The 13,899-nt window shown below is 60.6% G+C and carries 11 protein-coding genes and 1 pseudogene; 2 read left to right on the forward strand and 10 right to left on the reverse strand.

Features of this window, described 5'->3' with window-relative positions; translation table 11 throughout:
- Positions 1 to 121: 121 nt before the first annotated feature.
- Genes I6L36_RS07475 through tapM form a run of 5 tightly spaced genes read right to left on the reverse strand, consistent with a single transcriptional unit; the run spans position 122 to position 5,105 of the window.
- Positions 122 to 2,347 (reverse strand): type IV pilus secretin PilQ, encoded by a 2,226-nt coding sequence (locus I6L36_RS07475; RefSeq protein ID WP_109111867.1) that lies wholly within the window; start codon positions 2,345 to 2,347, stop codon positions 122 to 124.
- A 16-nt stretch (positions 2,348 to 2,363) separates the two neighbouring features.
- Positions 2,364 to 2,891, reverse strand: a complete 528-nt coding sequence (locus I6L36_RS07480; RefSeq protein ID WP_039039609.1) for a pilus assembly protein PilP — start codon at positions 2,889 to 2,891, stop codon at positions 2,364 to 2,366.
- A gap of 2 nt (positions 2,892 to 2,893) precedes the next feature.
- A complete protein-coding gene (tapO, locus tag I6L36_RS07485; protein WP_109111866.1) occupies positions 2,894 to 3,490 on the reverse strand; it encodes a PilO family type IV pilus biogenesis protein TapO in 597 nt (198 codons plus the stop codon).
- Positions 3,487 to 4,056 carry a PilN family type IV pilus biogenesis protein TapN gene (tapN, locus tag I6L36_RS07490; protein ID WP_109111865.1) on the reverse strand — a complete coding sequence of 190 codons (570 nt, stop codon included), beginning with the start codon at positions 4,054 to 4,056 and terminating at the stop codon, positions 3,487 to 3,489. Before tapN ends, tapO begins: the two co-directional genes overlap by 4 nt.
- Positions 4,044 to 5,105 (reverse strand): PilM family type IVa pilus assembly protein TapM, encoded by a 1,062-nt coding sequence (tapM, locus tag I6L36_RS07495; RefSeq protein ID WP_162540503.1) that lies wholly within the window; start codon positions 5,103 to 5,105, stop codon positions 4,044 to 4,046. The genes tapN and tapM overlap by 13 nt, the downstream gene beginning before the upstream one ends.
- A gap of 298 nt (positions 5,106 to 5,403) precedes the next feature.
- Between tapM and I6L36_RS07500 the strand changes: the two genes are divergently transcribed.
- Positions 5,404 to 7,893, forward strand: coding sequence for a penicillin-binding protein 1A (locus tag I6L36_RS07500; protein ID WP_039039577.1), 2,490 nt, complete (start codon positions 5,404 to 5,406; stop codon positions 7,891 to 7,893).
- Between the two features lie 50 nt (positions 7,894 to 7,943).
- On the opposite strand, the gene I6L36_RS07505 is transcribed toward I6L36_RS07500, so the two are convergent.
- The 4 genes and pseudogenes from I6L36_RS07505 to I6L36_RS07520 all read right to left on the reverse strand — a co-directional run bounded on the left by I6L36_RS07505 (position 7,944) and on the right by I6L36_RS07520 (position 12,010).
- Positions 7,944 to 9,272, reverse strand: a complete 1,329-nt coding sequence (locus I6L36_RS07505) for an IS4 family transposase (RefSeq protein WP_010676218.1) — start codon at positions 9,270 to 9,272, stop codon at positions 7,944 to 7,946.
- A 129-nt stretch (positions 9,273 to 9,401) separates the two neighbouring features.
- Positions 9,402 to 10,298: a DNA-binding transcriptional regulator OxyR gene (gene oxyR / locus I6L36_RS07510; protein WP_010673817.1), complete on the reverse strand. Its 897-nt coding sequence runs from the start codon at positions 10,296 to 10,298 to the stop codon at positions 9,402 to 9,404.
- A 129-nt stretch (positions 10,299 to 10,427) separates the two neighbouring features.
- Positions 10,428 to 11,072, reverse strand: a complete 645-nt coding sequence (locus I6L36_RS07515; RefSeq protein ID WP_103259702.1) for a DsbA family protein — start codon at positions 11,070 to 11,072, stop codon at positions 10,428 to 10,430.
- 74 nt (positions 11,073 to 11,146) lie between these two features.
- Positions 11,147 to 12,010, reverse strand: a pseudogene (locus I6L36_RS07520) (Vmh family MBL fold metallo-hydrolase).
- Between the two features lie 120 nt (positions 12,011 to 12,130).
- Here I6L36_RS07520 and I6L36_RS07525 point away from each other — a divergent pair.
- Entirely contained in the window at positions 12,131 to 13,045 is a 915-nt protein-coding gene (locus I6L36_RS07525) for a LysR family transcriptional regulator (RefSeq protein WP_109111949.1), read from the forward strand.
- Positions 13,046 to 13,106: 61 nt separating this feature from the next.
- On the opposite strand, the gene I6L36_RS07530 is transcribed toward I6L36_RS07525, so the two are convergent.
- The gene (locus I6L36_RS07530; protein ID WP_109111962.1) at positions 13,107 to 13,889 is read right to left on the reverse strand and encodes a BPSS1780 family membrane protein; all 783 of its coding nucleotides are present in this window, start codon (positions 13,887 to 13,889) and stop codon (positions 13,107 to 13,109) included.
- Positions 13,890 to 13,899 lie beyond the last annotated feature (10 nt).

A 13,899-nucleotide genomic window follows, 5' to 3' on the forward strand; every position in this document is an offset into this window, starting at 1 on the left:
CTTGCGTTGGATCAGGAGGGGGATTATCTCAGTAGAAACCAGGACTGGCAACCGCAGCCCTTACGCCCCAGCCTCATCGGGGCGTAAGGTTATATGTGTTTTACTCTCACAAGTAAAGTTTTCAGAGGGCGTCGGTCACTATCCTCGGGGTCACGAAGATCAGCAGTTCACGCTTCTTGTTTTCACTGGTGGTTTTCTTGAACAGATAGCCCAACCCGGGGATATCCCCCAGCAGCGGCACCTTGCTGACATCGCTCTTGATGGTCTGTTGATAGATGCCGCCAAGCACCAGAGTTTCACCGTTGTTGACCAACACCTGGGTGGTGATGGACTGGGCGTTGATGGACACCGCATCCCCGGTCCCGGTCGGCACGGTTTCACCCTTGGTATCCTGAGTCACGGTCAAGTCCAGGATCACCCTGTTGTCCGGGGTGATCTGCGGTGTGACCTTGAGGCTCAGCACCGCCTTCTTGAAGGTGACCGAGGTCGCCCCGCTCGAAGAGGACTCCACATAGGGGATCTCGGTCCCCTGCTCGATCAGGGCCGGCTTCTGGTTGGCCGTGGTGACACGCGGACTGGCGATGATCTCGGCCTTGCTCTCCTTTTCCAGAGCCGAGAGCTCAAGATCCAGCAGGGTGCCATTGGCAAGACGGGCAACCTGGAATGCCAGGGTGCCGGCCGCGTTGGTCACCGGCAGGTTGACGTTGAGTCTGTCTTCTACGTTGGGGCGAGTGATGGTGGAACTGCCATCATTGTTTCCGGCGCCATCATTACCCTCTATGGTGCCCGAGGTGCCGTTGCCATGACCGTCTGTCTTGGTCACACCCCAGCGCACCCCCAGTGCCTCATCGAAACCATCATCAATGGTCACCATGCGCGCCTCGATCACCACCTGCTTCACCGGGATATCGAGGATATCCAGCATCCGCTTGACGTTGCTGATGACATCCGCCGTGTCCTTGACCACCAGCACGTTGGTACGTTCATCCACGCTGACCGCCCCTCTGGGGGAGAGCAGCTTGGTGCTCTCGGAGGAGAGCAGGGCCGCCACTTCCGATGCCTTGGCATAGTTGATCTGCAGATACTCGGTGTAGAGGGGAGCGAGATCCGCTACCTGGTTGCGGCTCTCCATCTGCTGTTTCTCGCGAGCGGCAATCTCGTCCGCCGGTGCCACCAGCAGGATGTTGTTGTCCAGCCGTTTGTCCAACCCTCTGACCTTGAGGATGATGTCCAGCGCCTGCTCCCAGGGCACGCCATCGAGACGCAGCGTGATGTTGCCGGAAACCGAGTCCGTGGTCACCAGGTTCAGATTGTTGAAATCGGCGATGATCTGCAACACGGTACGAACAGGAATGTCCTGGAAGTTCAATGAGATGGGTTTGCCTTGATACTGCTTCGCCGCCGTGGTGGCCACCCGTTTTTTCACCTCGATGATGAACATCTTGTCGGCCTGATCGTAACGGTAGTCAAACTGGCCGTTCACCGAGAGCTCGAACAGGGTGTCATTGCCCTGACGGAACACCTCCACCTGGGAGACCGGGGTAGCAAAGTCCTGCACATTGATGAGGTTGAGCTGATCATCAGGTACCCGGGTACCGTGGAACTTGGCCAGCACTTTCTGACCACGGCTGCTGACATCCACCGCCGCCGAACTGTTGTCCAGCGTCACGAGGAACTCCCCATGCCCCTCCTTGCCACGGCGAAAATCCACGCCCTTGACCGAGTTGAAGTAGGCGCCCCCCATGTTTGCCTGAGACACGGACAACACCGGCTTGCCGGGGGCAACGGGCGAAGGAGCCACAGTAGGCGTAGAAGCCATAGCCGGCTGAGCCTGATACTGGGACTGGTTCTGGGCAACTCGCTGGGTGTCAATCAATGCAGACTGAGTCACCGGCTGGCTTCTGACGAGCGCAGACTGGCTGGCTGCAACAGGCGCCGCCGAGGAAGCGACCGGCTGCCCTGCCTTGTCTCCCAGCGCCACCAGCAATTTATTGCCCTGCTGATGGACCTGATAGGGGGTGAGCTGATCGAGGGCGATCTTGATGTCGAGCCCCTGCCCCTTCCCCTCCACCAGGAGGTTGTTCACCCCTTGCTGCTTGATGGGCAGGGGATTGACCGTCAGGGCACCGATGGCCCCGGGTACGTGCAGCAGAAGCTGATTGGGTTCATAGGTCAACCTGTCCGTAAAACCGCTGACCGGTTCGCTGAAGCTGAGCTCCAGCAGGAGTTGATCGGCCAGCAGGGGATTCACCTTGACCTCCTGCAACGCGGGTACTGCCCACACCTGAGTGCATCCGCCCAGCCACAGCAGCGCCACACCGGTCATCCTTCTTATTGTTGTTCTCATCTCTGCTCATCCCTGATCATAGTTTTGCGTCGAGATTGGCCATGGCCAGCTGGGTTTCTCGGGTGACCCAGCATCCTTTGCCATCCGGTACCGTCTCCATCAAGTCAACATGCGTGTTCGTTATCTTGATGACCCTGCCCTGATCCAGCCCCATGTGCTGATTGAGCCCGACGCGCACGGCTTGCCCGTCCGGGGTTTTGATCAATGCCCACAACTGCCCCTGCTTGCCGATGGAGCCTTTCATGCTCAGGCTGGCAAGCGAGTAGCGTTCCAGCACCTCCTTTTCCCGATTGGCCACTATCTGGGCACAGTCCGGCTTGGCCTTGGCGTCCAGCCTGGAACTGGTTTCCGGCTGGGGTGCAATGAACGGACTGCGCTGATCGCTGCGTTGATAGACCATGGGCGAGAAGGGCTTTATCTCCGGCAAAGGTTCGATCGGTACCGGCTTTCTGGCCTTGGTCTGTTTGACATACTCATCCATGTCCTCCTGTCCCCCACAGGCCGTCAACAGCAGCGCCGACAAGAGAAGTACGCCCGCTCTCATGCTCATGGCTTTTTCTCCACGGTTTTGCCGTTGTACTTGTAGGTCTTGGCCTGCATGGACATACCCATCAGCTCACCCCCCTTCCCCTGGCTGAGCTGGAAAGAATCCAGGATCACGATGCGGGGCAGGGCAGCCATGTCCGCCGTGAACTTGCCAAGTTCGTGATAGGTGCCCACGACCTCGATGCGCATGGGCAGCTCGGTGGAGAACTCGTGTTTCACCTCTGGCTCCCAGTTGATCCTGTTCAATGTCAAACCGTTGTCGGTGGCAATGAAGCTGATGTCATCCAGCAAACCGGCGACTTCGTGGGTGTTGGGCAGCTGCTTGAGCTGGGTGTCGACCAGATGTTCCAGCTGGACCATCTGCTTTCTGTATGCTTCCAGGTTCGCGGCCAGCATGGCCTTGCTCTCGAATTGTCCCTTGAGCTCAGTCTCTTTTGCGGCTTCACGACCCAGGGCCACCAGGGAATTGGCAATCACGTAGTAATAGAGTGCCCCGCCAAGCAGAGCACAGCAGAAGAAGACAAAGATGCCCTTGGCGATCGGCGGCCAGCGGGCAATGTCATTGAGATCCAGGTCGTTGAGTTGTTGCAGGTTCATTTTTGCCCCTTAGCCACGTTGGGTAGCGCCGTGGCAATCTGGAACATCATGGAGAACTGGCTCAGGGCGATGGGGGCCACCTCGGCCGTGAAAATGGTGCTGAGCTGGGATTGTGTCAGCCAGCCGGAACCGTCGATTCGGCGCATCATGCTGGCAACCCTGCCATAGGCTTCGGTCTTTCCCTTCACGTCTATCTTGTTGTTTTGCAGAGCAAGGCTATCAAGATACACCCCGTTGGGGACCAGCACCGGCAGCTGATTGAACAGACGCACAGGGATGTTGCGGCGCATCTGCAACTGCTCGATGAGTTGCATGCGGTCAATCAACTCCTTGCGCCGCTCCTTGAGAAGCCTGATCTCCCCAAGCTGGGTGTCCAGGGTTGCCATCTCCTGCTGCAACCGCTGATTGCGCTGCTGCTGGTAACCGATCTGCTGCTGCACCAGCCAGTCTACGGCAAAGGCGATGGCTGCCGTCCCCGCCAGGAACAGACCGAACAGGATACCGAATTGTTTCTTCTGACGCTGCGCCCGAGCCTGCCGCCAGGGCAGAAGGTTTATATTTGACATGGTGTGAAGCTCCTCAGTGCCAGCCCGAGCGCCGTCATGTACTTGGCCCCATGAGTCAGCCCCCCCTCTCCCTGCGGCTTGCCAAAGAGTGCAAAGGGATCGGGATGCAGCACCTCGCAGTTGAGCTCGCTGCCGATTTGTCCGGCCAGCCCCGGCAGCAGGCTCCCCCCTCCGGTCAGCACCAGCCTGGAGAGCTCCTTGTTCCCCGAAGAGCTGCAAAACAGCTGCACGTTGCGCCGTATCTGCAACACCAGGGTGCTGAGGTGAGGCAACAGGACATCCACCTCATGATCCGCGGGCAGGGAGCCCTGGATCTTGGCCAGTTCCGCTTCTTCCATACTCATGCTGTAAAAAGAGGCCAATGCCTGGCTGTATTGATCACCACCAAAATTCTGCAACCGGGAATAGATGACCTGGCCCCGTAGCAGAGCGGCGAAAGTCAGGGCGCTGGCACCGATGTCGACGATGCCAACCGGTTTCTCCGAGGTTTGCAGGTCGGGCAGGCAGGCCAGCACGGCGCGTCCGAGCGCATGGGCCCCCACATCCACCACCATGGTCGTCATGCCTGCCTCCGTCAGGGCACTGACCCGGCCACTGACGCTCTCGGTCCGCGCGGCACTGAGCAGGACCTCCTGACGCCCGTTCTCGCCCGCCATGCCGAGGATTTCAAAATCCAGGCTCACTTCATCGAGGGGAAAGGGGATGAGCTGCTCAGCCTCCAGGTGAACCTGGTTCTCCAGCTCGCTCTCGTTGATGTTGGTATCGACCTGAATGATCTTGGTGATGACGTTGGAACCGGTCACGGCCGTGGCCACGTTCTGGCAATCCCCCTGCACGAGCCGCTTGAGCGACTTGAGGGACTGACTGACCCGTTCAATGTCCTGAAGTTGATAGTCGACCAGCGTTCCTCTTGGCATGGGGATCTCGGCAACCGAACCGAGGTGCACCTTGCCGGGACGTCCGCTGATGGTGACGGCCTTGATGGTTTGACTGCCAAAATCAATGCCCGCCATGGAGACGAGGGATCCCTTACTTAATAGCCCAAACATATACACATCCATGCGTTATTGGGTTTTCGGACTTATTGTAGGACAGCGCGTCATGATGTGACGGCTTAACTCAATATAATGCTCTATCTATCAATGTCATAAAGTTTGTGTCAAAAGTTGACGCCCCTCTCCTTTCGGCCTTGATTGCGGCCCCCTTGGTAATTGTGCCCTGGAGTGCTACCCTCCCGCCTCTTCTCGGGGTCGCCTGTTTGCGGACAGGAAAACCTCGAATCCGCGAGGGTAAAAAGGCTATACTCTGCGCCCGTTGGCTAATTTTAAGACGATTGGTAGTTCTTCCATGCTGAAATGGCTCGTTCGCCTGTTTATTGTCATGATGCTGGGTGCTGTGCTGGGCGTTGCCAGCCTCATCGGCATCTACTTCTACATCAAGCCCCAGTTGCCGGACGTCAGCGCCCTGCGCGATGTCAAACTGGCTACCCCCATGAAGGTCTACAGCCGGGACGGGGAATTGATCTCCCAGTTTGGCGAAATTCGTCGCATCCCCCTGCGGCTGGACGAAATTCCCCAGTCCATGATCGATGCCGTACTCGCCACCGAAGATGCCCGCTTCTATGAGCACCCGGGCATAGATCCCATCGGCATCATCCGTGCCGCCACCGTCTGGGCCGTCTCCGGCCAGGCGCGCCAGGGCGCCAGTACCATTACCCAGCAGGTGGCCCGCAACTTCTTCCTGAGCAACGAGAAGACCCTGGTACGCAAGATCAAGGAAGTGTTCCTCGCCTGGCGCATCGAGCAGAACCTCTCCAAGGACGAGATCCTCACCCTCTATCTCAACAAGATCCCCCTCGGCTACCGGGCATTCGGGGTCGGCGCGGCCGCCCAGGTTTACTTCGGCAAGGAGGTCAAGGATCTGACCCTGGACGAGATCGCCATCATCGCGGGTCTCCCCAAGGCACCCTCCATGCTGAACCCGATCCGTTCCCCGGAGCGCGCCTTCGCCCGCCGCAACGTGGTACTGGGTCGCATGCTGGAAACCGGCAAAATCACCCAGGCCCAGTATGACGAAGCCTCCAAGATGCCGGTCAAGGCCCGTTTTCATGGTGCCGAGACCACGCTGAACGCCCCCTATCTGAGCGAGATGGTGCGCCAGAAGATGGTGGAGCAGTTTGGTGAAGATGCCTACACCATGGGGCTGCACGTCTACACCACCGTCACCGCCAAGCGTCAACGCGCCGCCCATCAGGCGCTGCTGGATGGTGTCTTCGACTACGACACCCGCCACGGCTACCGTGGCCCGACCGCCTTGCTGTGGAAAGCCGGTGAAACGGCCTGGGACTACGAGCAGATCATGGCCCATCTGGCCAAGCAGCCGACCTATCAGCCCCTGATGGCCGCCGTGGTCACCCAGCTCGGCGACAAGAGCGCCACCCTGGTGCTCAAGAATGGCAAACAGGCCGAACTGGGCTGGAATGGCATCAAGTGGGCGCGTGCCTTCATCACCGACGATCGCCAGGGCTTTGCCCCGAAATCGGCGCGGGATGTACTCAAAGTCGGCGCCCAGATCTGGGTCAGGGAGAAAGGGGAAGAGTTGCTGCTCTCCCAGATCCCCGACGTCAACGCCGCCCTGGTGGCCATGAACCCGCAAGACGGCGCCATCGAGGCCCTGGTCGGCGGCTTCAGCTTCGAGCTCTCCAAGTTCAACCGGGTCGATCAGGCCCGTCGTCAGGTCGGCTCCAACATCAAGCCTTTCCTCTATGCCACCGCGCTGGAGCAGGGCTATACCCTGGCGTCCCTCATCAACGATGCACCGATCAACCAGTGGGATCCTGCCAAGGGCCCCATGTGGCAGCCCAAGAACTCGCCCGCCATCTATGAAGGGCCGACCACATTGCGCCTCGGCCTTGCCAAGTCCAAGAACGTGATGTCGGTCCGCCTGATGCGCGCCATCGGGCTGGATACCTATATCGACGGCCTGACCCGCTTCGGCTTCGCCCGTGATCACATTTCCGCCAACGAATCCCTGGCGCTGGGTGCGGCGGAGTTCACCCCGCTGGAAGTGGTGCGCGGCTACTCGGTGCTGGCCAATGGCGGCTTCCAGGTCACCCCCTACTTCATCACCGAAGTGACCGATAGCTTCGGCACCCCCCTGTTCGAGGCCAACCCGGCCGCCGCCTGCCGCGACTGCGGCGTGCTGGCCGCCGCCGGTCTCGACAGCGCGGATGCCTATGCCAATACCACGGCAGACTGGAAGGCCCAGTGCCCCATCGATCCTGTCGTGCCCAACAACATGGCACCGCAGACCATCAGTGCCCAGAGCGCCTTCCTCATCACCGACACCCTGACCACCGCCATCTGGGGTGGCAATGGCTGGCGTGGTACCGGCTGGCGGGCAGCCCGTGACCTCAAGCGTCACGACATCTCGGGCAAGACGGGGACCACCAACGAATCCCGGGATGCCTGGTTCTCCGGCTATACCCCGAATCTGGTGGCCACCTCCTGGATCGGTTTTGACAACCACCAGCGCGGTCTGGGCCGGGCCGAGTTTGGCGGCGGCGCCGCCCAGCCCATCTGGATTGACTTCATGAAGACGGCTCTGCACCAGGTGCCCGAACGCAAGATGCCGGTCCCCGAAGGGATCATGCAGGTCCGCATCGATCGTGAAACCGGTCTGCTGACCAATCGCGCCGATGGCAGTACCACGGAGGAGTTCTTCAAAGAGGGCACAGAGCCCACCCGCTACGCGAGCCAGATCTCCGATGGCAACCAGGTGTATGGCGGTGACGATGCGACCACAGACGGTCCCGTCTCCACCGACGACATCTTCTAGGTCCCCCTGGAAACAACAAAAACCGGCGCCCAGGCGCTAATGCCAGTCAGTTAAGCCTGACTGGCATTGTTTTTACTAGGTTTTCTCGTCGCATACTTCTGTGGTTTGGCTTTGATGCACCTTGGGTAACTTCGTTCTCGGCGGGCGGGTAACTTGAACTGCTCTGCCTGTTTGTCCAACTCAGCGACACGCCCTGGAACCATGCCCGGTGACACAAACGGCAGGCAACTGAGTTCATGCAGCAGATACACCGATGCCATGTGAAAGCTCAACTGGCTGGCCGTATAGCCCTTTAAGCTCGCCGCCATCCTAACCATCTGATATCTCAGTAGGTTATAGGCCAATACCAAGCCCCATAGCTCCTGCCTTACTCCATCGGGTTTCTTGCTGCGCAGCGTCAGCCGGTGCTGTTGCAGGCTATGTTTCATCTCCCGATAGCCCAGCTCGATTTCCCAGCGATTCTGGTATAGCTCCATCAACTCGCTGGCCGGGAAGCGCAGCGGGTCGGTGAGCGAGGTCAGCACCTGCCGCTCCTTGCCGTTTACCGTCCGGGTCAGCAGCCGGGCTTCGAACTGCTCCGGCAACTCGCTCCACTTCTTCTTGGCCTGCGGACTGGCTCTGAGGCGTACCAGCACATCCTGCCGCCCCAGCTTGCGGATGACCTCGTATTGAGCCCCCTTTTTCAGCGGAATAAGCCAGTGACGCGCTACGCCCTGGCGTTGCCAGGCATGGAGTAACCCCAGTGAGTAGAAGCCCTTATCGAACAGGGTCAGGCTATTATCGGGTGTTTTTTCAATCAGTTGCTCTGCCAACACCATCTCGTTTACCGCACAGGAGTCCATCACTGTCTGGGTCAGCAGATGACTGGTCAGCTCCATCTGACACAACATGCGGACCTGGGGATATTGCGTCTCCCCCTGGACGGTTTTCGACTTGGCAAAGGCGCCGGCATTGTCCGGAGTATCGGGCGTGCGCCAGACCACCCCGTCCACGGCCAGCAGCTGCAAGCCGGCCCAGGTGGGGTGCTGACACAGCTGATGCCAGAGTGTGGCGGTCTGCTGGAACACCTGTCGAACGGCTTGGTCAGCCAGTTTTTGGCGCGCCTGGATGAAGGCGCTGGGGACGACAAACGGCCGGTCGCCGGGTAACAGGATATCGAGCTGGTTGGCCAGCTGGGCCATAGGGACATGACGAAACAAGGACATCCCGATAATGGCCCATAGCACCCGCTCCATGGGCATGCGCCGTCGGCGCAAGGAGACGGAGCCCGTCTCGGCCAAGCAAGCCTGCACCAGTTCAGGTGACAGCAGGTCAGACAGGGACTCAAACTTTCCGGGAGGACAGGCGTGAATGAAGTCGAGAGCTTGGTCGATACGCATAAAAAAATCCGAAACCCAACAAGGAGTTTCGGATTCTTACACAGCCTGAGGATCGGTCAATGGATCCTTAACTGATCGGCATTAGCGCCCAGGCGCCGGTTTTTGTTTCGGGATGACGAGCGGGCTGCGTCAGCCCAGCAGGGCTTTCATCAGACTCGAGATGCGGGCCGCCAGCTCATTGAAGCAGGGGCGACGAACCGAGTAGTGACGATAGAGCAGGGAGATGGTGCGCCCCGGCACGGGGTTGATCACCGGGCGATAGCTGACGCCCCCCTCCTCCGGGTTGGCGGGCACGGCGAGCCTGGGTACCAGCGTCATGCCGCTGCCGGCGGCGACCATGTTGCGCAAGGTCTCCAGACTGGTGCCCTTGAAGCGCTGATCCTCACCGATGCCCGCGGCAAAACAGAAACCCATCGCCTGATCCCGCAGGCAGTGACCGTCGGCCAGCATCAGCAATTTCTTGCCCTTGAGATTGTGCAGGGGCACCGCCTTGGCGCTCGCCTCCGGGTGATGCTGGGGCACGGCCAGCCACATGGGCTCCTGATAGAGGGGGATGGCGCCAAACCCCTCCATCCCTTCCAGCTCCGCCAGCACGAGGCAATCCAGCTCCCCCTCCTCCAGCCGCTTGAGCAGCACCTGGGTCTGATCTTCGTAGAGGTAGAACTCCAGCTTGGGGAAGTGTTCACGCAGATCCTGGATGATGTGGGGCAGCAGATAGGGGCCCACGGTGGGAATGAAACCGATGTGGATCTCGCCGGACATGGGCTCGGCGAAGTGCTGGCCTATGCTCTTGAGCTCTCGCGCCTCCTTGAGCACCTTGCGCGCCTGACGGGCCATGGCATCGCCGGCGGGCGTGAACAGCACCTTGCGGGAAGTGCGCTCGATGAGGATCACCCCCAGTTCATCTTCCAGCTTGCGCAACTGCCCACTCAGGGTCGGCTGGCTGACAAAGCAGCGCTCCGCCGCCTTGCGAAAGTGTTTCTCCTCTTCCAGCGCTACCAGATATTCGAGATCGCGAAGGTTCATAGGTACTGCATCCTGCCGTTCAATGAGGCCGATAGCATGCACAAGAACGGTGCGGGGGACAAGGGAGGCGCGCAGACGGGTCTGCCCTCTCCCTCTCCTTTGACAAGCCACAGGCGATGGGCGAGAAACTCACCCCATCAGGGAGGCAATGTGATCCGCGAACGCCGATGGCTCTCCCAGATAGGAGGAGACAGGCAGCGCAACGACGCGCTCCCCTTGCATCAATCCCAGGGTCGGGAACCCCTGCCCGCCGAGCCGGCGCAGCCACGCCTGGCTTGTGGCCAGATGGCCCACAAGATCGACCCGACCAAAGGCCAGGGCGAATGCCTCCGGTGTCAGCCCCTGCTCCCGCGCGAGCGCCGCCAGCCGTGTCGGGGAACCGACCCATTCCCCATCCCGGTAGTGGGTTTCCTGGATGCGGTGCAACAAGGCAAGGCCGTCGCCGCCAAGCTCGCTCACCGCCAGCACTGCGCGTATGGGCGGCTCGGAGTCAAGGAGCAGTGACTCGTTGAGCAGGAGCTCGTTGAAGTAGCGCTCACCAAAGCGCTGTCCGGTGAGGGCGTGGATGCGCTCGTCATGGGGGCGCACATAGTCCCGCAGGGGCTGTCCCATGGCCTGGCGCCTGGCGCCCATCCAGAGGCCACCCCCATGCAGTTCGATGCGAAGGCCCGGGATCTCGGCAGCGGCTTTCAGCAGGGGGGCGGCGCCATAGCACCAGCCACAGAGGGGGTCATAGACATAATGGAGGGTTGTTTGCGCTTCGTTCATCATCATTCTCGCTTCAAGGCTGGATAAAAAACCGGGCCCTCGGGCCCGGTAAAAAACACAGGGAAGTAGGCGTCAGGGAGTTACCACTTCATCTCGCCGGTATTGACCTTGGCACCGATGGCCAGGCCATCGTCGACCGGCAGGGAGGGGTAAGCCTTCTTCAGCGCTTCAATCAGCTGGCCGGAGTGCTTGGTCTTGGCCAGCTCCTGCTCAAAACGCTGCACGTAGTCACGGGTGAAGGTCACGGCTTCGGTACCCTTGGGCGCAGTTCCCAGGAAGTGACCCGGCACCACACGCTCGGGTTTCAGGGCCAGCAGGTTGTTCAGCGCCTTGACCCAGTTGCTGCGAGCGGCCTTGGACTGGCTGTCCGCCATCCAGACGTGCACGCCGCTGTAGACCGGTACACCACCAAAGGCCGTCTTGATGGAAGGGGCCCAGAGGTAGGCATTCGGGGTGTTCATCTCTTTGATTTCAATCTTCTCGCCATCCAGGGTCAGGTGGCTGGCCGTCATCACTTGCGGCACGGTCAGGCTCTTGGGTGCATCCTTGCCCAGGATCGGGCCCCAGTAGCTCAGCTTGGCATCCTTGGTCTGCTTGATATGGTCGACCACATGCTGGTCGGCCAGCACTTTGACATCCGGGAACGCAGCCATGACGGGTTCCAGACCGAAGTAGAAGTCGGGGTCACCGGCACTGATATAGACAGTGGTCAGCTTCTTGCCGCTCTTCTTGATCATGTCCACCAGCGCCTGACCATGTTGCACATCGAACTAGGCATCGATCAGGATGGCCTCTTTGTCACCGGTTACCAGTGAGGAGGAGACGGGGAAGATCGCCTTCTCGCCGGGGTTGTAGACGGTCACGGTCAGGGGGGCCGCCAGGGCGGAGCCCGTCATCAGGAGGCTGGTCAGGGTCAGGGTCAGGGTACGCAGTGTGTTGTTCATCAGATAACGCTCATCGGTGTGGATTAATGGAATGAGCGCAGTTTATTGCATCACCATCGATACAAATACCGCATAATAGGCGCATCACTGTTGCATAAATCGATCATATAGGGGCACAAGATGGATAGGCTGACCGCATTGCGGGTCTTCGTCTGCGTGGTGGAACAGGGCAGCCTGAGCGGCGCCGGGGAGAAACTGGAGATGTCCCGCGCCATGGTGTCGCGCTACCTGGCCGAGCTGGAACGCTGGATGGGGGCCAGATTGCTGCACCGCACCACCCGCCGGCTGAGCCTGACCGGGCCGGGAGAAGAGGCGCTGAACCGGGCCAGAGCCATGCTGGCCCTGGGGGAAGAGATGGAACACCTGGCCATCCGCCATGACGAGGCCCCCAAGGGGCAACTGCGCATCACCTGCAGCTACTCTCTCTCCGAAGCCCTGCTGGTCGGGGCGGCGAACGACTACCTGGCCCGTTACCCCGGCACGGCGATCGACATCCTGCTGCTGGACCGGACGGTCAATCTGGTGGAGGAGCGAATCGATCTCGCCCTGCGCATCACCAACGACCTCGATCCCAACCTGGTGGCCCGCAGGCTCGGCACCTGCCACTCGGTGGTGTGCGCCAGCCCAGCCTACCTGGCCCGCCATGCTCCGCCGCAGCAGGTGCAGGATCTGGCACTGCACAACTGCCTCACCTACACCTATTTCGGCAAGAGCCTGTGGGAGTTTCTGGGGCCCGATGGTCCCGAATCCGTCCCGGTGAGCGGCAACCTCAGCGCCAACATCTCCAACCTGCTGCTGGCCGCCACCCTGGACGGGGCGGGGATCAGCCTGCAACCCGCCTACTCGGTTCAGCCCCATCTGGCAAGCGGCGCCCTGGTCCCCCTGCTCACCCCGTGGCAGCCCAAGCGCCTCGGCGTCTATGCCGTTTATGGCACCCGCAAACAGATGTCCCCCCTGCTGCGCAGCTTCCTCGACTTTCTCGTGGAGCGGATGGCGGACGATCCCCTGTGGCAGGAAGCCCCTCCCTCTCTCTGATCCCTGCGAGCCGCACAAAAAAGGGGCCTCGCGGCCCCTCTTTGCTCCATCCTGTGCCCGGTCAGGCTTCGAAACCGAATGCCTTGACCGGGGTCTCTCCCTCCTCGGCCTCCTGATCCTCCAGATAGATGTCGTGATAGGCGGCATAGATGGAGTAGTTGATGGCAGGCAGCACCACCAGCAGGCCCACCAGCATCAGGAGTGCGCCAAAGAAGATCAGCACGGCCCCGAGCAGCCCCCACCAGAGGAAGGGCCACATGTTGCGCAGACATCCCTTGAAGCTGAGCATGGCTGCCTGCCAGACCCCGACCTGATGGAAGAGGATAAGGGCGGGGGCGAAGGTGATGGCCATCAGCACGGGAACGAACAGTGCCAATCCCACCAGGGCGCAGACGAGGAAGCCCCGTGCCTGATCCGGGGTCAGCGCCAGGGAGCCCGGATCCGCGGACAACAGGCCGGTAAGTCCCCACTGGTGCAGCAGGAACACACAGATCATCAGGATCCCCATGATGAGGCCGAGCACCATCAGGCCCCCCAGCATCAAGGGGGTCAACCGATGGCGGAAACCGGCAAAGAAGTCGCCAAATTGCAGCGCCTCGCCTTGGTGACCTCGCCGCGCCACCGCCACCCAGCCAGCCCCCCACACCATGTAGAGCAACTGGGAGATCAAGCCCCCCGCCGGCAGTTGATCCAGCACGATGCCCACCACAAACCAGAGCACTATCATGGCCACGCTGGCACCCATCCCCTTGTTGAAGATGTCGAATCCGGTGCGGATCCAGATCCAGCCCTGTCCTATGCCATGGCGTTTGGGTTCGTGGCGCAGGGCCCTGTCACTGTTCATCATTGACCTC

Source organism: Aeromonas sp. FDAARGOS 1406 (assembly GCF_019048565.1).
In the GTDB taxonomy this organism is placed as follows: Bacteria; Pseudomonadota; Gammaproteobacteria; order Enterobacterales; family Aeromonadaceae; genus Aeromonas; species Aeromonas caviae.